Annotated in this window: 17 protein-coding genes and 2 pseudogenes; 10 read left to right on the forward strand and 9 right to left on the reverse strand. The window is 43.5% G+C overall.

The features are described from left to right. The first annotated feature begins 12 nt into the window (after positions 1–12). Both F6J99_RS13070 and F6J99_RS13075 read left to right on the forward strand, forming a co-directional pair. On the forward strand, positions 13–195 hold the full coding sequence (locus F6J99_RS13070) for a hypothetical protein (protein ID WP_293113295.1): 183 nt from the start codon (positions 13–15) through the stop codon (positions 193–195). Between the two features lie 4 nt (positions 196–199). After that, a complete protein-coding gene (locus tag F6J99_RS13075; RefSeq protein WP_149031346.1) occupies positions 200–433 on the forward strand; it encodes a hypothetical protein in 234 nt (77 codons plus the stop codon). Positions 434–454: 21 nt separating this feature from the next. On the opposite strand, the gene F6J99_RS13080 is transcribed toward F6J99_RS13075, so the two are convergent. The 5 genes and pseudogenes from F6J99_RS13080 to F6J99_RS13100 form a co-directional block, all read right to left on the reverse strand. Then, positions 455–820, reverse strand: a complete 366-nt coding sequence (locus F6J99_RS13080) for a response regulator (RefSeq protein WP_070396272.1) — start codon at positions 818–820, stop codon at positions 455–457. 22 nt (positions 821–842) lie between these two features. Continuing rightward, positions 843–1595 (reverse strand): annotated as a pseudogene (locus F6J99_RS13085) (NUDIX domain-containing protein). Beyond that, positions 1592–2158 (reverse strand): nicotinate-nucleotide adenylyltransferase, encoded by a 567-nt coding sequence (locus F6J99_RS13090; protein WP_293113296.1) that lies wholly within the window; start codon positions 2156–2158, stop codon positions 1592–1594. The pseudogene F6J99_RS13085 and the gene F6J99_RS13090 overlap by 4 nt, the downstream one beginning before the upstream one ends. Before the next feature lie 502 nt (positions 2159–2660). Beyond that, entirely contained in the window at positions 2661–2894 is a 234-nt protein-coding gene (locus F6J99_RS13095; protein ID WP_293113297.1) for a hypothetical protein, read from the reverse strand. A 2-nt stretch (positions 2895–2896) separates the two neighbouring features. Next, positions 2897–4474 (reverse strand): mechanosensitive ion channel family protein, encoded by a 1578-nt coding sequence (locus tag F6J99_RS13100; protein WP_293113298.1) that lies wholly within the window; start codon positions 4472–4474, stop codon positions 2897–2899. A 1394-nt stretch (positions 4475–5868) separates the two neighbouring features. Between F6J99_RS13100 and F6J99_RS13105 the strand changes: the two genes are divergently transcribed. Next, positions 5869–8121 (forward strand): ABC transporter substrate-binding protein, encoded by a 2253-nt coding sequence (locus tag F6J99_RS13105; RefSeq protein WP_293113299.1) that lies wholly within the window; start codon positions 5869–5871, stop codon positions 8119–8121. A 262-nt stretch (positions 8122–8383) separates the two neighbouring features. On the opposite strand, the gene F6J99_RS13110 is transcribed toward F6J99_RS13105, so the two are convergent. Then, complete coding sequence (locus F6J99_RS13110; RefSeq protein WP_293113300.1) at positions 8384–9736, reverse strand: nicotinate phosphoribosyltransferase; 1353 nt, start codon at positions 9734–9736, stop codon at positions 8384–8386. Between the two features lie 375 nt (positions 9737–10111). Here F6J99_RS13110 and F6J99_RS13115 point away from each other — a divergent pair, with 375 nt between their 5' ends. After that, positions 10112–10261 carry a hypothetical protein gene (locus F6J99_RS13115; RefSeq protein ID WP_168166540.1) on the forward strand — a complete coding sequence of 50 codons (150 nt, stop codon included), beginning with the start codon at positions 10112–10114 and terminating at the stop codon, positions 10259–10261. A 261-nt stretch (positions 10262–10522) separates the two neighbouring features. On the opposite strand, the gene F6J99_RS13120 is transcribed toward F6J99_RS13115, so the two are convergent. Continuing rightward, positions 10523–11173, reverse strand: coding sequence for a glutathione S-transferase family protein (locus F6J99_RS13120; protein WP_293113301.1), 651 nt, complete (start codon positions 11171–11173; stop codon positions 10523–10525). A 97-nt stretch (positions 11174–11270) separates the two neighbouring features. Continuing rightward, entirely contained in the window at positions 11271–11978 is a 708-nt protein-coding gene (locus F6J99_RS13125) for a diacylglycerol/polyprenol kinase family protein (protein WP_293113302.1), read from the reverse strand. A 200-nt stretch (positions 11979–12178) separates the two neighbouring features. On the opposite strand from F6J99_RS13125, the gene F6J99_RS13130 reads away from it, so the two are divergent. The 6 genes and pseudogenes from F6J99_RS13130 (at position 12179) to F6J99_RS13155 (ending at position 17887) form a co-directional block, all read left to right on the forward strand. After that, complete coding sequence (locus F6J99_RS13130) at positions 12179–13414, forward strand: transposase (RefSeq protein WP_293113303.1); 1236 nt, start codon at positions 12179–12181, stop codon at positions 13412–13414. Between the two features lie 70 nt (positions 13415–13484). Next, positions 13485–13691, forward strand: a pseudogene (gene yidD, locus F6J99_RS13135) (membrane protein insertion efficiency factor YidD); the annotation flags it as partial. A gap of 221 nt (positions 13692–13912) precedes the next feature. Continuing rightward, on the forward strand, positions 13913–14623 hold the full coding sequence (locus F6J99_RS13140) for a M15 family metallopeptidase (protein ID WP_293113304.1): 711 nt from the start codon (positions 13913–13915) through the stop codon (positions 14621–14623). A 290-nt stretch (positions 14624–14913) separates the two neighbouring features. Further along, positions 14914–15288: a DUF3110 domain-containing protein gene (locus F6J99_RS13145; protein WP_293113305.1), complete on the forward strand. Its 375-nt coding sequence runs from the start codon at positions 14914–14916 to the stop codon at positions 15286–15288. A gap of 116 nt (positions 15289–15404) precedes the next feature. Beyond that, positions 15405–16343 (forward strand): N-acetylmuramic acid 6-phosphate etherase, encoded by a 939-nt coding sequence (gene murQ / locus F6J99_RS13150; protein WP_293113306.1) that lies wholly within the window; start codon positions 15405–15407, stop codon positions 16341–16343. Positions 16344–16345: 2 nt separating this feature from the next. Next, positions 16346–17887 (forward strand): site-2 protease family protein, encoded by a 1542-nt coding sequence (locus tag F6J99_RS13155; protein WP_293113307.1) that lies wholly within the window; start codon positions 16346–16348, stop codon positions 17885–17887. 870 nt (positions 17888–18757) lie between these two features. On the opposite strand, the gene F6J99_RS13160 is transcribed toward F6J99_RS13155, so the two are convergent. Then, positions 18758–18991, reverse strand: a complete 234-nt coding sequence (locus tag F6J99_RS13160; RefSeq protein ID WP_293113308.1) for a hypothetical protein — start codon at positions 18989–18991, stop codon at positions 18758–18760. Between the last annotated feature and the right edge of the window lie 186 nt (positions 18992–19177).

The following is a 19177-nucleotide window of genomic DNA, read 5'->3' on the forward strand; positions in this document are numbered from 1 at the left end:
CAGAAATAAATCATGAACGTAGAAGAACTCGAAAACCGTTATCGAGAAGAGATTCAAAGTCTAGCCAACCAACTTCAAAATGCAGTTCTCGGACTGTCTCAGGCAGAAGCAAAAATTGCTAAGATGGGACGGTCTATAGAGAACCTGAGCGAAATACTTGAGGAATTTATCGTACAGCAAAATCCAAAAAACTAATTCCATGACTGATGATACAATCAATGTCAATGATTTCCTTAACAGGATTTACGCAACAACTTTATCTGTAAGGTGCGTTATTAACCAACCCTACTTACTACTTAAGGGAGCTTGTGGTCGAGTTTTGCGTAAGTCCTCCCTAAGACTTCAAACTCATATCATCTCCGGTACCATCGATATTGTATACCACAACAGTCTTTGGCAGGCGGCTCAACTTTGTGGCTCTGAAGACAAATGACAAAAAAAAGCTGACTGGATATCAATTGGTTATTTCTTCCTCTATGGCTTGTTCTATTTCTCTGAGAAGCGCTGGTTTAACTAGATAACGACGAGCCCCTAGTCTTAGAGCTCGCTTTTTGTCTGCTGGGAAGGAGTAGGCAGAAAGGATAACTATAGGGATTGTTGCCCATTGGGATTTCTTGAGTTTTTCGATCAAGGTAAAGCCATCAACTTCTGGTAATTTGAGATCCAGCAGAATCAAGTCAGGTTGAAAGTCGGCGAGCTCTCGTTTAATGGTTAACCCATGGGGTAAAGCGCAAACGTCATACCCTTGCAACTGAAGGTATTCAGTGATAACTTCTCGATTGAAATCGTCATCCTCAATGAATAGGATTTTCTGAACCACAATTACAGATGTTTTTTCATTGCTACATAAATACCAACGGTTTATCCTTTAAACGAGCATATGCCTGCGCATCAAAGCGGTAAAAAAATCAGGGCTCACCTGCTCCCTGAGACAATTATCAACTAGTGTCACCCAGGAATAATAGCTTTAAAAGACGACGGCGAAAATTATAATAATCCGAGATATTTTTCCAAAAAACTGTAGTGTACAGTTGATAAATAGTATAGATATTATTTAGGGTAAATACATCTCGTAACACCTCAAAGGAGACAGGATTGTTTGCCAATTTGTTGCGCAAATGCCGATAACCATAGTCCAAAATTTGATTATGGTCAAAGGCGAGCTGCGGCACATGCTCGATGGAATACCAGGCAATACCACTGACATGATCTGTGTTGAATTTAGCTTCTTCTAGTCGCACTAGGGCAAAGTAACTCACGGATAGGTAACCCATGGCGTAGTGGTGGTTATAGGTAACCTCGACCCTAACCAATTCTGCTGGATAACGACCTAGTTCTCCGAAAGTGTACAGTTGCTGTAGGCTCACGTTGTTAACTCGAATTTTCTCTGCCCAAATCCAATCGGCAGCATTGTCTAATGATTCTCCGTGCCACACCAAGGTTCCTGGTAAACTCCATTTACCAAGGAAGGCTTCCTCTTGGAGTACCAAAAGGCGGCTTTGTTGGGTATTGACGGAAAAAATCACATGACGGGCCCTGACCTGGACGTTGGCTAGAGCTGGTAGTTTGACCTTTATATTGCTGCTTTGGGTCATTGGTACAACTGCTCTTGATGGATATAGTCTTTAACCAGAGGAGTCAGTGCTGTTGTATCACCATTCTCACGATACGCTGTAGAGGAAACTGATGGTACCGTAATATTAGCGATCGCTAATTGTGCTCCTAGATGCTTCAACTTTTCTAAACTAGCCTGATCTACTCCATATCCTGAACGAGGTATCACCAGCAACTGTACTTGTTTTAACAATTGTTCAATTTGATACCAACGGGGCATCTGACGGACTAAATCAGTACCAATCACCAGAGTCAAGTTTGCCTTTAATCCCCAGCGCTGTTTAACTAGTGCTATGGTTTCCAAGGTTCTCGGGCTACTCAAGTCGGGGCTGACACGGATCGGATTTTGATACGGGTCAATCTCCTCAATCAGTAACTTGAGCATGTGGGAACGTTGTTCTAGGGTGGTCTGATGAGACTTGAATGGATTATCTGAGGCCCAAACCACCACTTGGTCATAGTGATGGGATAGCCACTGGAGAATGGCTTGATGAGCACAAGTTGGGGGATCTGCACTGGTACCAAACAGGGCTATATTGATCATAGTTAGTTAAAAGTTAGTTAAAAGCTCAAAGGGGTTTGAGATTAGGTTTGCTCTTCAGTATCTAGTGCGTGAAAAGCGATCTAAGCCTAGGGTTGGGTTTTAGCTTCAGAATTATAAAATTTAAACCCGCCACGGCTTAGGGTTCACTCAAAGGAAACAGAATGCGATGGACTTCGTCCCGCTTTGCTGCGAACGCTTGAACTACTACACGCTATATATAGCTTATTTGCTTCAGCCCTGATACCAATGGTGATAGCCCCCTAGTTGATTGAGAAAAGTCCTTCAACTAGGGGGCATGACAGTCGTTACAATGGATAGAGCCTGAGAAATCCGGCAACTCAAATAGGATTTACCCAGAACTCCAACTGATCAGGACTTACCTAGTAACTCCCTTGAGTAGGGTGCGTTATTAACCCACCCTACTAAGCTGTCGCCTATTTAACTTGTCTATTTTTGAATAAGTGGGAAAAACTCTGCAATCCTTTACCCTTGCCGATTCAATTTATAAATCAATTAGATGTAGATGCGACCGATATATGCTTGATGTAGATGCCTGACAGCTTACTTCCCCGTTTTCCCCTTCTTCCATCTCTTCCATCCCACTACCAATCATCTCTGTAAAAGTGCAACGCCCCTGAAACTTCGGGAGTTTCAAGCACCCGACAACTGCTGGGATCTCACCTCGTTCGCGCAGCACCTCAAGTAGCGCTATCGCCACGGGCTTTGCTTGTTTCAACCCTATTGTTTCAAAATAAACACCGGATCCTGAGCGTTTAATTCAATTCCCTCCTGGTCAAAGAAATCCTTGATCATTTTACGAAGCACTAGCTTAATCAGGCGGTGCTTTCCAGGTTTAACTTTGGTAACGGTTCGTATGGACAGATCAAAATCCCCAAATTCCTCGATTCCATCCACCTTGGTCGGTTCAAGTACCTCGGAATACTTCTCTTTTAACTGGTGTCCCACCTTTTCGATCACCCTGTACACGTGATCGAGGTCAGCATCATATTCTATGCCAACTTCCACTACAGCATAGATATAGTCCTTGGAGTAGTTGGTAATTGAGCCAATATCCCCGTTCCGAATAATATGCATTTGACCATTGAAGTGTCGAATACGGGTAGTTCTCAGTTCAATCGCCTCTACAATGCCCTCGGCTTCCCCTGTCTGGATATAGTCACCTACCAGGTAGTAGTTTTCAAACAGGATAAAGAATCCACTAACCATATCGTTAATGAGATTCTGCGCCCCCAGACCGACCGCTAGCCCCACAATGCCAGCACCCGCTAGGATTGGGGTGGCGTCAATTTCTATGGTATCGAGGATCAATATACCCGAACCGAAGTAAATCAAGTACTTCAGTAAACTCTCTAGTACCGGAATAATCGTTAACCGCTTCTTTCGCTGCACATCAGTCAGCTTCGGGTACCTCAGCAGTGCTTCTTCGAGGAACAAATTGGCGATTACGATCAAGCCACGACTCAGGAAGATGATACCGATAATTTTGACAGCTTTCGATCCATAGGTGGCTAAGTTAGCAATTATCTCTATCTGCTCAACCACCAGGGTGGCCATGGTAACATAGATTATATATTCTAGGCACCGCTTAAAGAAAGGAATCAGATGCCTGAGATTGCTATAGAATCGCAGGATATTATCAGGGCTAGAGTATTGAACAGTTAGGGTGTCTATGCTATCGATAATGACCACAATGGATCGCAGAATGAGCAACCCGATTCCAATAATCAGATAGATGTTAAGAAGAACGTACAGATACTTAGCTGTGGATTCTGGCACTTTCAGAAACTGGCTACACCAGATTAGGGAAAGCAGCCAGAGTCCACTGGTAAGGATTTTGGTTAAGTAACTAAAGAAATCCTCAATGCTTTCATCACTAGCAGTGATTTGTTCTAGTTTCTTTGCCCGAACACAGCCATAGTTGAGCAAACGCTGCAAGGGTTTCATGGCGAACGCAACTAGCATCAGAAGGCAGATGCATTTGCCTAACCCAGTGCCAAGGGTTATCCAGAATCCTTTGGGAATATTGCTGACTAACCCGAGTGTGTATTCCTTGAGGTCTTTCCCGCGATAGATCAGCCAACCGTTGCCACCAACAATTACAAGGCATAGCGCTATACAACAGATAACGATCAGCGCCTGGAGGTTCCGGCGGAGGTTTCTAGCATTGCTGTTCACCTTTTGGAACCAAGCAACCCTGATCAGTTGCTTGAATAGTCTACCAACCAGCCAGTTGACTAGTCCGAAAACTAAGATGACCAGGCTGACTTCAGCCAAGATAATAATTATATTGTTCACTTAACAAATCAGCTCAACCTTTCAGTATAATACAATACTTTACTCATTAAATATTAATTATATTATTAACTACAATTAAATTGATACCACTACAGGAAGGTTAATACACCGCCTCATAGCCATAAGTTCATGAAGGTTTCAAAACGTTTTTCTTGGCAGTGTTCCATGGACAGGAGACGCCTAGGTCGGTCTGGGCCATTTGAGCGCAACTTGAGCTGAGATCATCCCTTCAGCTTAACTTCACATTTTTTTAACATTTTATTCATTATTTATCCCTATTTTTACTGATGCTTTATAATCTTTGCTTATAAGGCTTAATGGTCTATTGTTTTATTTAATGAGAACATTAGACAGGTATCTAAACCTGGAAAAGCCAACATTCCGATGAGAGCAACAGAAGTTAACCCTTCCAAAGCTGACTACTGAGAGGCTGATAGCTGAAGGGTTACTAGCTATTAGTTAATCCAATTTATAGCACGGAAGTCCCTGTCATCACCATGAGGATCTTACCTAAAAGCAATTGCTATGGCTCTATTACAGAGAATCGGGAATCAGGAATCGGGAAAACATTCTGTATACCTCATTAATATCATAACCGCTATTTTCAAAACAAGTAATAGATAGAATAAAGTAAAGATAAAAAATAAAATTAAAAAACTATTGATTAAATTGCAAAATAGTTTTGTATAAAACTTTTAAGGAATATTTTGGTTTGTTTAGGCAGGGTTTTGAAAAAAGGTTGAATTGGCTAGACTTAAGTCTATTAATTATTGGTGAGTGGTCAGTTTTGACAAGCCTTTATCCTGTTTTAAATGATGTTATTGACAGTTCTAATTCGTAATTTTTAGAAACCCTTAATAGCCGCCATTGCAGCAAGGGCGTGATTGCCCAGTCACGAAGCCAGGTAAGGTTGAACGGGCACGCGTGGCCTTTAGGCCAAGGTTAGATAGTTGAAGGGTTGATGGTTTGAAGGTTGAAGGTTGAAGGTTGAAGGTTGAAGGTTGATGGTTTGATGGTTGATGCTTTGATGGTTGATGGTTTGATGGTTGATGGTTTGATGGTTGATGGTTTGATGGTTTGATGGTTTGATGGTTAGATTGTTGAAGATTAGAGGCTTAAAAACTGAAAGCCGGAGGTATAACTAGCAACCTGTAACGTTAAACATGTAACCTGTAACCTATAATCTAAAATATGCAATGTTTAAATCCCAATATGTAAAACTTAACGTTAAAAATGTAACCTGTAACCTTAAACTTATAACCTTCAACTTGTAACCTTCAACCTGTAACCTTCAACCTGTAACCTGATAACCTGATAACCTTGGCCTATTGGCCACGCGTGCGCGTTCAACCTGTAACCTGTAATCTGTGACCATTCAACTGATCAGGTGATATATGCTAAAAAAAGCCATCGTATTAGTATCTATCGTACTGCTTGCCTGCGCTACAGTTGTAGCAATCGATACCTTCCAGGGACATCAAGAGAGGATAACCATTGCGATCGCAGCTCCGTTAAGCAATGCTAGTGAATCAGCCCAACGCTCAGGCAGAGCCATGGTAGACGGTGCTGAACTTTACATTAACCAAGTTAACAAGGCTGGCGGTGTTAAGGGGAAAAAGTTGAAGCTAGAGGTTTATGATGACCAAGGCAATCCGGATGTGGCACAGCAGGTTGCTCAGAAGATTGCTCAATCAAATGCGATCGCAGTGATTGGTCATTACAGTAGTGGGGTATCTACGGCTGCTGGCGAAGTTTATCAAGACCATAAGATTCCTGCGGTGACCGGCTCAGCTACTGCTGATGGGGTCACCCAATCGAACACTTGGTATTTTCGCACCATTTTTTCTAACAGTGCTCAGGGTACTTTTATCGCCAATTATATCCAAAAGATTCTGGGATCTTCCAATATTAGCCTAGTTTACAGCCCCAGCACTTATGGCTTGACCTTAGGGAAGACTGTTGAAGAGAGGTTTCGGCAGTTAGGGGGAGAAGTAGTCAGTAAGTGGGTATTAGGGGATGATATAGACCAAGCCATAGAAACGATTTATCAAGATTTATTGGCTTTAAAAAATAGCGGGAAAGACCCAGGAGTGATTGTGATGACAGCGAATCGCAATCAAGTGGCTGGATTAATTGCCAAAATGAAGAGTTCTGGGATGGATTTCCCCATTTTTGGCGGTGACTCTTTAGCGGAAATATCGCTGGGGCAACGGTTTGAAGACTCCCCAGAGGAGACGAATGAACCAGGCTTCTTTACCAATGGAATTTATGCCATTGCTCCGATTATTTTTGACATTTCTGATGATGGGGGTCAACAGTTCAGAAACGACTTTGAAAAGAAGTATAAACAAGCGCCGGGATGGGTGGCGACTTGCTATTATGATGCGGCAAAAGCCATTGTTGAGGCAATTAAACGCTCTGATATTACCTGGGACGATTTACCGAAAGATCGTTTGATGCTCAAAGAAAGCTTAGCAACTATTAATAGCCAAGAAACGGCGTTTAAGGGGGCAACCAGAAAGATTTATTTTGACTATTACGGCAATGCAGTAGCACCGGTTTTTGTAGGAATTTTTGATAGAAGAAATTTTATTTCAGCCTTTAACCAGCTGCAAATAATCCCGGACTTACGGGCTGTTGCTAATCTGGACGAACAGCTCGACAGTGGTGAAATTTTAAAGGTTGGTAATAACTATATGGTAAAAACCCATATCGTTTACACCGGGATGGATATCAATGAGATTAGTCACATAGACGAAAAAACGTCCTCCTATTTGGTTGATTTTTTTCTTTGGTTTAGGTACCAAGGGGATATTCCAGCAGACCAAATCGAGTTCACAAATTATGGCATTGAGCGGCTAGATTCAGGAGAAAAATTGACCTTAAAGGAACCGATAGATACAGATTTAAATGATGGGATTAATTATAAAGTCTACCGGGTTAAAGGTGATTTTCATGAAAAGTTTGATTTTCACGATTACCCGTTTGACCATCAGACTCTATCAGCCAGATTTCGACATCTAAACCTAACCCGGGACAAGCTAATTTATGTAGTGGACTTCGTGGGAATGCGAGATACCACTACAGAAGAAGTTCTCAAAAATTGGGAGAGAGCTAGAGTGTTTCAGCAGATTACCGATTGGAGTGTTGAGAATGCTACCTTTTTCCAGGATACGGTGATTAACGATTCCACGTTGGGCAATCGACGATTTATCGACACAGACTCAGATATCGAATATTCCCGATTCAATGTGGTTATTAAAATCAAGCGGGATTTAGTTAGTTTCAGTATCAAGAATCTATTGCCTTTACTGTTTTTTGTAGTGGTGGGATACCTATTTATGTTTCTCCCCTTCGATCACATGTCCGTAGAAGCAGTGAGTGGCTTGCTACTAGCGATTGTCTTTTACCATCTGAGCTTGATAGAAGCACTACCGGAGGGGGTTGGCTATGTAGTGGCTCTCGACTATGCCTTTTTTATCGTTTATGTACTCAATGGCTTACAGTTGTTGATGGTGGTGATTGGGAATAGTGAGCGGTTTCAGTCTGGTAAAATCAAGATTAGCAAATTAATGGAGTTTGGAAGAGTGGCGTTTCCAGTGATTTTGGTTGTCTATACGTCTCTTCTGTGCTGGCGGTATTTGTAGTTATTTGTGATGGCGGTTTGCGACTTAATTAAGTACATATTTCTGGTTTTTTAGGGAGCAGGGAGTAGGGAGCAGGGAGTAGGGAATAGAGCAGTTGGCATTCAATCTAAGTTATTGATTAATCTTTAACAGCTTAAGCTGTTCTGCATTTAAAGTGAAATCAAATAAAAAAGATATATCCCAGTGCCTTTGTGCCTTTTGCCTTTTGCCTTTTGCCTTTTGCCTTTTGCCTTGCTAAAAAGCATTTTTAATGTGTGATAGCTTACCCTTTGGAGGTAGCTATGGTAAGCTGTTGTAGGACATCAGAAATTTCTACCGGTAGTGGGGTTGGCTGATGAAGTTGTCGCGTTGACGTGGCAAGACTGGCAACGGAGTAAGCTGTGCGTTTTTGGATGACGTCTAAGGATTCTGGTGGCTTTAGTCGTTGACCTTGTTTGATGACTTGTTCCAGCAGGGGTTTTTCATGATCTTGGCAGGATTCAGGCATCAATCCTAGCCGGTCTTTGATAACTGTATCTTGGTGAAATTGGCGATAGATTTGCTTGCGCCCTGGATAGGTAACTTTGCTACTGGACTGTTTCATGGTGGGAATGCCATCAATTTCTACTAATTTGTAGACTCCATTGACTGGGTTTCCAGTGACTAGGCGAGTTCCGAGTCCATAACCGTCGATACAAGCACCAGCCTGTTTGAGTCTGGCTATTTCATACTCGTCTAAATCCCCACTGGCAAAAATTGAGACATTGGGTAAATGCGATCGCACTTTTTGGGACAAGGTGACTAAATCCCCAGAATCCAAACGTACTCCAGTCACTTGGATTTCCCCAGCTGCGATTCGTTGAGCCAGACTCTGAGCGGCTGCTACAGTATCGTAGGTATCTATTAATAAGGGAGCATTGGGAAAATACCGATAAAAGGCGGTAAAGGCATCCTGCTCACTTCCAGATACTGCTGCGATCGCCATGACCAAAGCATGAGCCATGGTTCCTTTAGGCTGACATCCTAATTTCAGGGCTGCTAATACATTAGATGTGCCATCCAACCCACCTGCTATTGCTGCTCGTGCTGCCCACAAGGATGCCTGAGGACTAAAGGCCCGTCGAGTGCCAAACTCTAGTAAGGTCGCTTCGGCCCCCGCCACATCTCTGAGCCGTGCTGCCTTAGTGGCAATCAAGGTCTGATAGTTAATTGTATTGAGTAGGTAAGTTTCTACTATCTGTGCTTGCCACAGAGGAGCATCCACCCGCAACAACGGTTCATTAGCAAATATTGCTGTTCCCTCGGGCACTGCCCAGACATCACCGGTGAAGCTTCCTTCTGCTAAGAGTGACCAAAACTGTTCCGGTGCTCCCTGAAAAATGTCTGTTTGTTGTAATGCTTCTAGCGCCTGGGGACTAAAGCGAAACTGTTCCAGGTAGTCGAGTACCTGGGCGAGTCCCATAGCAATCAAGTAACCAAAGCCATTAGGTAAACGTCGGGCAAATAGTTCAAAGGAGGCTGGTTTTTGGGCTAAGCCTTCACCGCTATAACAGGCTGTCATGGTCAGCTGATACAGGTCAGTTAATAAGCTATAGTCCTCAGGTGTAGGTATTAATTCCTGGTGTTTATCATTCATGGTAGTACTGTTTAAGTAGTAATGTTTAACATAAGGTAAAGGAACTTTAAATAGGTACAGATTTGTTAACAAGCCTCTCAAAATTACCAAACAAATCTTAGTGATTAGTCAAGCTTGAGAAAAGTATTGCAAATATTGCCAAACAAATATTACTAATCCTGATCCCAAATCGATAATTTTCGATAAGATTAAGTACACCAAGACAAAAACGTCTTTCAGTCTTTACTGAGAGTTAATACTCAATAATTTGAGAACAGCAATTTGATGAGAGCAGGAAAGTAATCGTGAACCACCAGAAAAGCTAAAGGTTCGCGGTAATTATAACCACTGCTGCTGTTTTCAACTCTAACTCAACTAATTCAGGAGAGCAATTTTATGAGTTTTTACAAACTATTGGAAAGCAGTATTCAATATCTTTCTGAAGCAGTAGCTAGGATTTTTGGACCTAATGATGACATTTATCCTGCTATTGGTGTTCAACCCTTTAGCGGTGACCCCTTTGAGCAGAAAGAGGCATCTTGGTAAATTCTTCGGTAAATTCTTCGATTTTAGCTAGAATTTGAACGCTAGTTATAGTGGTTCTTGCTGGAATACACAACACCCTTAGGGGCGCACAGCGTGCGCCCCTAAAGCTAATGTGGAGTTGCCTATTGACGGGATGATTTAAGCTGGGAGCGAACACTGTGATCGAGGTAACCTGGTTATGTACCGGTTCTCATAACTCCCGCCTCCCGACTCACCACTCACCACTCCCAATAACTCAGGCGTTGCGAATTGTCTAGTGGTTTACCGTGACAAAATTGCTTTCACCTTTGCTTTAAACATTTCAAACTCTTCTGGTGTTGGTTGAACTTGCTGCCAACTTTCCCGTTGCTGTAAAGCTGTTTGCCAATTTTGAACTGAGGGATAGTCAGCTAAAGAAACGCCGATCTTGTTCAGAAAATATACCGACAAACCGGCGACAATATCGGCTACCGTAAATTGCCCTTCTACAAAGTAGTTTTTATCGCCCAATTTTTCGCTATAAAATTTCATCACTGTGGCAACTTGTTTTTGAGCTTGTTCTAATTTTTTTGCTTCTACTTCAATCTCCAAATTATGGCGCATAAATGTTACGATAGCAGGAGCAAGCTCATTGACGTTGACCAGTTCTATCATCCTCACTGTAGCAATAGCTTGGGGGTCAGTGGGCATAAGAGCAGGAGTTGGATATTTAGCTTCTAAATAATCTAAGATGGCTAAGGATTCTATCACTTTAAATCCATCATCGATTAGGACTGGAACGTGATGAAAAGGATTGATTTCAATAAATTCTGGCGTAAATTGATCACCATCTAATTTTATTTCAACAGGCTCAAAGTCAATCTGTTTTTCTAATAAAGCAATCCATACCCGTCGGGCATTGTTGGACATAGGATTATTGTAAAACTGTAACATTGACTCAACTCTCCCTTCCTATCAACGTTTGATTTATTCTTATTTTAATATCTACTTTCAAGCACAAGCTGATAACTTGAGCTATTTGAAGAACCCTTTAACCCAAGCTGAGGATTTGACCTAAAAAGAACCCTACTGCTGCACTACCGATAGGAACTGTGAGATTATCAATACCGAACTTGGAGAAGGCTTCTAATACTGTGGCAAAGAATGCGATCGCAATTGACATCAACCAGGTTTCCCAGATATTACCTTGAACAGGGAAAAGGATCAGGCTACTGACGACATAGCTAGTTACCGCCATGGTCCCAGACCCTTCCCAGCTTTTTTGCATCCCCCAAGCCTGATAGGGATGTTGGCCAAATTTCTGACCAATCAGTCCTGCCAGTCCATCTCCCCATGCCATCACTAAAATCCCAATAGCGGCATACTGGAATTGTTCTAAGGGCCAAAACCAGGCAATCACGACACCAATACTGACAGCATAGAAGAAAGTGCCTAGGCTTTTGCGCCCAACGCTGTTAATACCAGGCAAAATAGGAATGTAATAGGACAAAAGAGCGATCGCACCAGCGATAACTGAGGCCAAGATACCTACCCAGGCAGGTATTTGTAGCCACCAAGCCACTAAAATCACGTTACCCGTGCCAATGTGAACAATTTTACGGGTAATTTCTGAATCCCTGGCGGTGCGCTGATGTAGGGTTTCCGCCAGCAGCACAATCGCACCAAGACCGACAGCAATCAGCGCAATTTGCAGCCATAGGGTTGGGATTGATTCTATCGAGGGTACAGAATTAAACAAGGATCTGATGGCAGCATACTGTAAGACCTATTTATTACTGTATCAGAAAATGCAACGAGAGAACTCCCGTTATAACGCGACAGGGTTTAACGGCGAGATGAATCGTTGCCAACAAACAAAAATGGGCTACTCATTACCATTGGTTCATTAACTTCTTAGAATTTAACGCCATTTGTGTAGGTGTGTGTTAAACTACAATCATGTTAACACTAACCTACGAGTTTAAACTGATTCCTTCTTACGAGCAAATTGCCATCATTGAAGAGATGCTGGCAGTCTGTAGGAAGGTGTGGAATTATGCACTCAGAGAAAGAAAAGACTGGATTAAAAGTAGGAAGTGTGATGTGAATTATTGCTCATTGGTGCAAGAATATATTATCCCAGCGGATGTCCCCTATCCAGGATATAAAGAACAGGCAGCAGCCCTAACGATCGCCAAGAAATCTAATCCTGAACTCAAAAGAGTAAATGCCCAGGTTTTGCAGCAAGTTTTAAGAAGCTTAGACCGAGCATTTAAAAATATGAAGACGCAGGGTTATGGCTTTCCTAGGTTTAAGAACAAGTACCGAATGAGGTCTTTTGTTTTTCCACAATTTAGCAGTAATCCTGTCAGAGGGGATTGGATTAAACTCCCTAAAATAGGACTTGTTAAGATGAGGTTATCACGTCCAATTCCTGAAGGGTTTAAGCTGAAACAAGTCAGGATTGTTAGACGTGCCAATGGGTATTTTGTAATGTTAGCATTACAAAGTGATGTAAATGTTCCAGAGAACCCGCCTTCTGGTCATCCGTTGGGTATTGATATCGGGCTAGATAAGTTTTTAGCAACTTCTGACAACGAGTTGATTGAACGTCCTAGATTTTTAACAGAGCTACACCGCAAGTTGAAATTACTGCAACGTAGACTTAAGTTAAAGAGAAAGGGGTCAAGCAATAGACATAGACTCAATCAAAAGATTGCTAGATTACATCAAAAAGTATCAGACACCCGCAAGGACTTTCACTTTAAACTAGCTAATCATTTATGTGACCAAGCTGGGATGATATTTGTAGAAGATTTAGACTTTAGAACCTGGGCCAAAGGCATGTTAGGAAAACATACCTTAGATGCAGGTTTTGGTCAATTCTTCAAGATATTGGCTTGGGTATGTTGGAAACGAGGCATATATTTTGGTAAGGTTGACTACAGGTATACCAGTCAAATTTGCCCTAATTGTGGAACCCATACAGGTAAGAAAAATTTATCTGAGCGTACCCACTTTTGCCGGTCATGTGGTTGTGAAATTAACCGAGATGTAGCGGCAGCAAAAGTGATTTGTCAACGAGGGGTCGCTGCGGTCGGGCAGATCGTGGCAGAAAATGACTGTGGAGATGTTCTGACGGGGACTGGCAACAGTCTAGTTAAGAATCTAGGAAGCAGTAAACCTGAATTGTGAGGTTTAGGAATCTCCCGGTATAATCTCCGATTTACCGGGAGAGGATGTCAATAGATGGGGTGACCATTACATGAAATTTTTACTGATTTGGCTAATTCGAGGCTATCGAGCGTTTATTTCCCCCCTATTTCCCCCAGTCTGTCGCTTTCAACCAACCTGTTCCCAGTATGCTATCCAAGCCATTGAGCGGTTTGGTGTTTGTCGGGGCGGTTTGCTAGGAATTCGGCGTATTCTACGGTGTCATCCTCTCTATCCAGGAGGTTATGATCCCGTGCCTGACGTTTATCCTAATGGTAATAGCGATAAATCTAGAAGTGTTGAACAGGGAACAGGGAACAGGGAACAGGGAACAGGGAACAGCGAACAGCGAACAGGGAACAGCGAACAGGGAACAGGGAACAGCGAACAGCGAACAGGGAACAGCGAACAGGGAACAGAGAAGAAGTAGTGGCTCTTGTGGTTTGAGTATGCTGAAAAAACTGAGAACTGCTATAACTTATGAAACCTTATCAGCAAATCCCAATTGTAGAGTGTGGAGAACCCCTCATCCCCATTCCCTTAGAAAAATTTGCCGCTCGTACCCCTCACCCCTACCAAAAACTGGGGGCACCTTATGGTAAGGCTTCCCCTTATTATCTGCGCGAGAGTGTGATAGAAGCACTCTTTGTGGCTCAAAGCCAACTCCAACAGCAGCATCCAGGTTGGCGCATCCAGATTTTTGATGGCTATCGACCGGTGGAAGTCCAACAATTCATGGTTGACCATACCTTTGCCCAAGTAGCTCAGGCGCAACAACTCAACCCAAGCACCCTATTGGAACAACAACAGCAAGGCATTTGGGAACAAGTTTATCAATTTTGGGCAGTACCGAGCTCTAACCCCATGACTCCACCCCCTCACAGTACAGGTGCTGCCTTAGATATTACCCTGGTTGATGCCACCGGTGAAACCATTGATATGGGCTCTGAGATTGATGAAGTCTCACCACGCTCCCATCCCGATTATTATGCCAATCAGCAAGACTTGCCTTATCACTACAATCGACAGCTGTTAAAAAATTTAATGTACTCGGCTGGGTTCCGATGTCATCCTAGAGAGTGGTGGCATTTTTGCCTCGGAGACCAAATGTGGGCTTGGCTGCGCAATCAAGAAGATTCAACCAAGACCTTTATGGCACGATATGGTGGTGTTGACTGCGAAGCGTGTTGAGTCCTGAGTACTCAGTTGGAGAGTTGGAGAGTGGGGAGCCTCCTAAGTGGGAAGCTTGCTATGTGGGGAGCGTGGTGATAGCTCAGTTGCTGCTAAGCTAGTTTAGCAGTGAATTATGGTGGAATTAGTTATGAAGTAGCTCCAAAAATCCTAGAAATACGCCATTGTTTATTCCCCCTTTTGCCTCTGTTGACCCTCCTGCTATCTGTGCCTGGCATTAAAGCAAAATGAGATTAGATATCCTATAAAAACAGTTAAAAAAAACGATTACCTAAGGAAAAATCATAATTATGATAGCACCTAAGCAAGTATACGTCCTATTATTTAATGCCCGGACAGAAAACGAGGGAATTCACACTATCCAAATTGAGGATCGCCAAACGGTATTGATGTTTGAAGAAGAAGACGATGCTACCCGCTTTGCTTTATTGCTCGAAGCCCAGGATTTCCCAACAGCAACCGTGGAAGCTATCGATGTAGAAGAGATTGAAGAGTTTTGCCAATCGGCTGGTTATGACTCGGAGTTGGTTACTGAAGGAATGTTGGCCATGCCACCGGAAACAAATCTAGAAAAGACTGATTGGCAACCGGACATCAAGAAAACCGAACAACCAGAAATATCAGAGCTAGACCGCATTCGCCGTCAGTTGGAAAATTTATTGTAAGCTGATAAAAATTTGAGGAATACATTTGAACCGTCCACCTTCAGCCGTCAACCCTGGCCCATAGGCCAAGCTACGCGAACAACCCTTTTACCTTCAAGCAATGACTAAATAATATAATGCAAAATTTAGAACAACGGGGACATCTGCTGACCGAACAGATTAATCCCAATAGTCAGAACCTTGACCAGCTGACATCCCTAGAGTTAGTGGATCTGTTTAATCAAGAAGATAGCAAAACCCTAGATGCGATCGCAGCAGCTAGTAGCCAGCTAGCTCAAGCCATTGACTGCACAGCAAAGGCATTGCGTCAAGGAGGATGCCTCTTCTATGTGGGGGCTGGTACCAGTGGACGCTTGGGAGTCCTCGATGCTGCCGAATGTCCCCCCACCTTTTGTACACCCCCAGACCTAGTCCAAGGGATCATTGCTGGAGGAGCAGGGGCATTGGTGCGGAGTTCTGAAGATTTGGAAGACCGACCGGAAGATGGAGCAAAAGCGATCGCCCATCGCCGGGTACATGACCTAGATGTGGTGGTAGGCATTACCGCAGGTGGTACCACACCCTTTGTCCACGGCGCACTCCAAGAGGCACGAGGCCGGGGTGCAACCACGATTGCGATCGCTTGTGTCCCCCCTGAACAAGTCAGTATTGATGCTGATATCGATATTCGGCTGCTGGTTGGTCCAGAAATCTTAGCTGGCTCTACTCGCCTCAAAGCCGGTACTGTCACTAAAATGGCCTTGAACATCCTTTCCACTGGAGCCATGGTAAAGCTTGGCAAAGTCTACGGCAATCGCATGGTAGATGTGGCAGTGACCAACAAGAAACTTCATGACCGAGCCCTGCGCATCCTCAAAGACCTGACCAACCTCAGCCGAGAAGACTGCGGTCACTTACTAGAGCGCAGTGGAAGGCAGGTAAAACTAGCGCTACTAATGTACTGGACAGGATTAGACCAGCTAGAGGGAGCCAGCTTCCTACAGCAAAACCAAAGTGATCTCAGGACCGCTCTCCAAAGTTGGAAACAAACTAGTACTCCATCAAAATTGAATTGATAATGTTTAACGGATCAGAGACTACTGTCACTTTGGTAATCATACTCGTAGCCCTTGGTGTTCTAGGTTGGGGCTATAACCGCGCTCGTTCTTACGGCAAGCTAGGAATTTTAGCCTGGTTGCAGTCAGTAGTCTTGACAGTGCCCTGGCTATTATTCTTTGGCTTAGTCAGCATCGGAATTTACCTGAATATCGTTGGGATCCTATTTCTGCTAGTCGCTTCCACCGGCCTATACATCTACTTGGGCAGGCTCTTACGTGCAGCAGGTCAAGATGAAGTTTGGCGGGAGCGTGCCACCAAACTGTTCGAGGAGCAACAACAAAGCAAGGATGCCCAAAAGTCTGAGGAGCAAGATAGTGCAGCTTACAAAAATTTAACTGCCGTATCCGAGGGTCCGAATACCACCAGGATCGGAGTAGCTACAATTCCTGATGAAGACCTACAAGTGATTAAAGGGATTTTTGGGATTGATACGTTCTTTGCTACGGAAACTATAAAATATCAGCAAGGGGCAATTTTTACAGGCAATCTGCGGGGAAACGATGCCGAATTGGTACATTCTCGTTTGTCAGCTAATCTAGAGGAAAAATTAAGCGATCGCTATCGGCTATTTTTAGTCGATAATCAAGAAGGGAAACCAGTTGTCATTATCTTGCCCAGTAGCAATGACCCACGAACCACTACAGTTCCGCAAAAAATATTAGCCCTGGTTCTGGTAATTGCCACATTTTTCACCACTTTAGAAGTATCTGGGTTACTGCTTGACTTTGATTTATTCAGTGAACCCCAACGGTTTCGAGAAGCCTTACCGATTACCATCGGAATTTGGATAGTTCTGATTACCCATGAACTCGGTCACTGGTGGCAAGCCAAAGCTCACGACATTCGCCTCAGCCTACCCTTTTTCCTTCCCAGCTTGCAAATCGGCTCATTTGGTGCTATGGTTCGCTTCGAATCCCTATTACCCAATCGAAAAGTATTATTTGATATTTCTATAGCCGGACCAGCCGTAGGTGGTGTAGTGTCTCTAGTGATGCTGATGGCGGGATTAGTCCTTTCTCATCAAGGCAGTGCCTTTCAGGTGCCAGCGGAATTCTTCCAAGGGTCCATTTTAGTCGGAGGACTGGCAAAGTTAGTGCTCGGTAGTGCTCTCCAAGAGCCTTTAGTGGATGTTCACCCTCTGACCATTGTCGGTTGGCTAGGTTTAACCATAACAGCCTTGAACCTAATGCCAGCAGGACAACTAGATGGTGGGCGAATTGTCCAAGCTATCTACGGACGCAAAACTGCTCGACTTACTACCATTGCCACCTTAGTAATTTTGGGGATTCTGGCCTTAATTAATCCAGCCAATCCCATAATTTTGTACTGGGGAATCTTGATTTTGTTCTTGCAGCGAAGTTTAGAACGTCCTAGCCTCAATGAAATTACCGAACTTGATGATACTCGAGCATTGTGGGGGTTATTGGCATTATTTTTAATGGTCGCAACTCTGATTCCCATTAATTCCGCTTTGGCAGGAAGGCTGGGAATTGGGGGCTAATTTCAAGGGTTGAACGCGATTGCGTGGCCAAAGGCCAAGGTTGTGAAGTTGTGAAGTTGTGAAGTTGAAAGTTGTGAAGTTGAAAGTTGTTAAGTTAAAGGTTGAACGCGCACCCATGGCCAATAGGCCAAGGTTGTTAAGTTGAAAGTTGTTAGCCTAGGGTGGCCTATTGGCTAAGGTTGAACGGTTGAACGCGCACCCGTGGCCAATAGGCCAAGGTTGAGCGTTGCTGATTCTGGGTATGGTTTTGCCCCCCTAGCCCCCCTAGCGAGCAATCCCTCGCTTGGGGGGAACAAAACTCTCAAGCCATGCAGAGGTGCGACCCGTGGCGAATTTAATTACGGGTCAAACGCACCATTACGGTCTTGGGGAGGCAGTGCGGTCTTGGGGAGGCAGCGCCGACCTGCGGGGGTTTCCCCCATGAGCAACTGCCGTGGTTTCCCCCATGAGCGACTGAATCAAGACAAGTCCCCCGAGCGAGGGATTGCTCCCTCGGGGGATTTAGGGGGCTCTCATAAAACCAGATAATCGCCCATTCATTCTTTAATTCAGCAACGCCAAGCATTCATCCCTTAGCTATTAGCTGATAGCTGATAGCTGATCGCTGAATGCTTACAGAGTAATGGTGAAAAAGCGATGCATTGCTATTCCATCAAATCCCAAACTTGTTGATCTTAATTAGTTTAAGTATCACTATGGAATCTACTTCCAAAATTAACCAATTTACACTTCTCCGTGAGACCTTAATTAAATTCACTTACCAGGCATTTCAACAAAGCAAAACTTTTTTTAGTATTGCTCATATAGCGATTAGAGCCCGCTTGAGAAATATTTTTTTTCCAGAACTAAAAAAAATAAGGCAACCCCTTTCTAAACAACTCTTACTTGAGTTCGCAAAAAGACGAAAAAATCTGGGTGAAGCTGATTGGCAAGATGCGCAAAAGGGCGTGTATCCAGTTGGTACATTATTCGATAATCCTTGGCAGGATTTTTTCCGTTACTATCCAGAAGTTTGGAGAGATATTCCCAAAATTTGGTCAAGGTGGCAACGAAAGGAATATCAAACGTTTTCTCCTGAGATTGAGCTGCAAGGTTATCCGTCATACTACCTGCAAAATTTCCACTATCAGACAGACGGTTACTTAAGTGATATGTCGGCTAATCTGCTACGGAAAACTGACACAACACGGTATAAACCGTATTAATGTTCCCTTCCTGCTTCTTTCCAGTTACCTGGCATTTCATAGGGTGTCGGCACTTCCTATTCCACAGGCTCAAACCGAGTAGCTC

It is taken from the genome of Moorena sp. SIO4G3 (assembly GCF_010692305.1).
GTDB lineage: Bacteria > Cyanobacteriota > Cyanobacteriia > Cyanobacteriales > Coleofasciculaceae > Moorena > Moorena producens_A.

Excerpts from the sequence above, each read along its gene's own strand:
- F6J99_RS13070 (WP_293113295.1), top strand. The coding sequence starts at position 13 with ATGAACGTAGAAGAACTCGAAAACCGTTATCGAGAAGAGATTCAAAGT.
- F6J99_RS13075 (WP_149031346.1), top strand. The coding sequence starts at position 200 with ATGACTGATGATACAATCAATGTCAATGATTTCCTTAACAGGATTTAC.
- F6J99_RS13090 (WP_293113296.1), bottom strand. The coding sequence starts at position 2,158 with ATGATCAATATAGCCCTGTTTGGTACCAGTGCAGATCCCCCAACTTGT.
- F6J99_RS13105 (WP_293113299.1), top strand. The coding sequence starts at position 5,869 with ATGCTAAAAAAAGCCATCGTATTAGTATCTATCGTACTGCTTGCCTGC.
- F6J99_RS13110 (WP_293113300.1), bottom strand. The coding sequence starts at position 9,736 with ATGAATGATAAACACCAGGAATTAATACCTACACCTGAGGACTATAGC.
- F6J99_RS13115 (WP_168166540.1), top strand. The coding sequence starts at position 10,112 with ATGAGTTTTTACAAACTATTGGAAAGCAGTATTCAATATCTTTCTGAA.
- F6J99_RS13120 (WP_293113301.1), bottom strand. The coding sequence starts at position 11,173 with ATGTTACAGTTTTACAATAATCCTATGTCCAACAATGCCCGACGGGTA.
- F6J99_RS13130 (WP_293113303.1), top strand. The coding sequence starts at position 12,179 with ATGTTAACACTAACCTACGAGTTTAAACTGATTCCTTCTTACGAGCAA.
- F6J99_RS13140 (WP_293113304.1), top strand. The coding sequence starts at position 13,913 with ATGAAACCTTATCAGCAAATCCCAATTGTAGAGTGTGGAGAACCCCTC.
- F6J99_RS13145 (WP_293113305.1), top strand. The coding sequence starts at position 14,914 with ATGATAGCACCTAAGCAAGTATACGTCCTATTATTTAATGCCCGGACA.
- murQ (WP_293113306.1), top strand. The coding sequence starts at position 15,405 with ATGCAAAATTTAGAACAACGGGGACATCTGCTGACCGAACAGATTAAT.
- F6J99_RS13155 (WP_293113307.1), top strand. The coding sequence starts at position 16,346 with ATGTTTAACGGATCAGAGACTACTGTCACTTTGGTAATCATACTCGTA.
- F6J99_RS13160 (WP_293113308.1), bottom strand. The coding sequence starts at position 18,991 with ATGACGGATAACCTTGCAGCTCAATCTCAGGAGAAAACGTTTGATATT.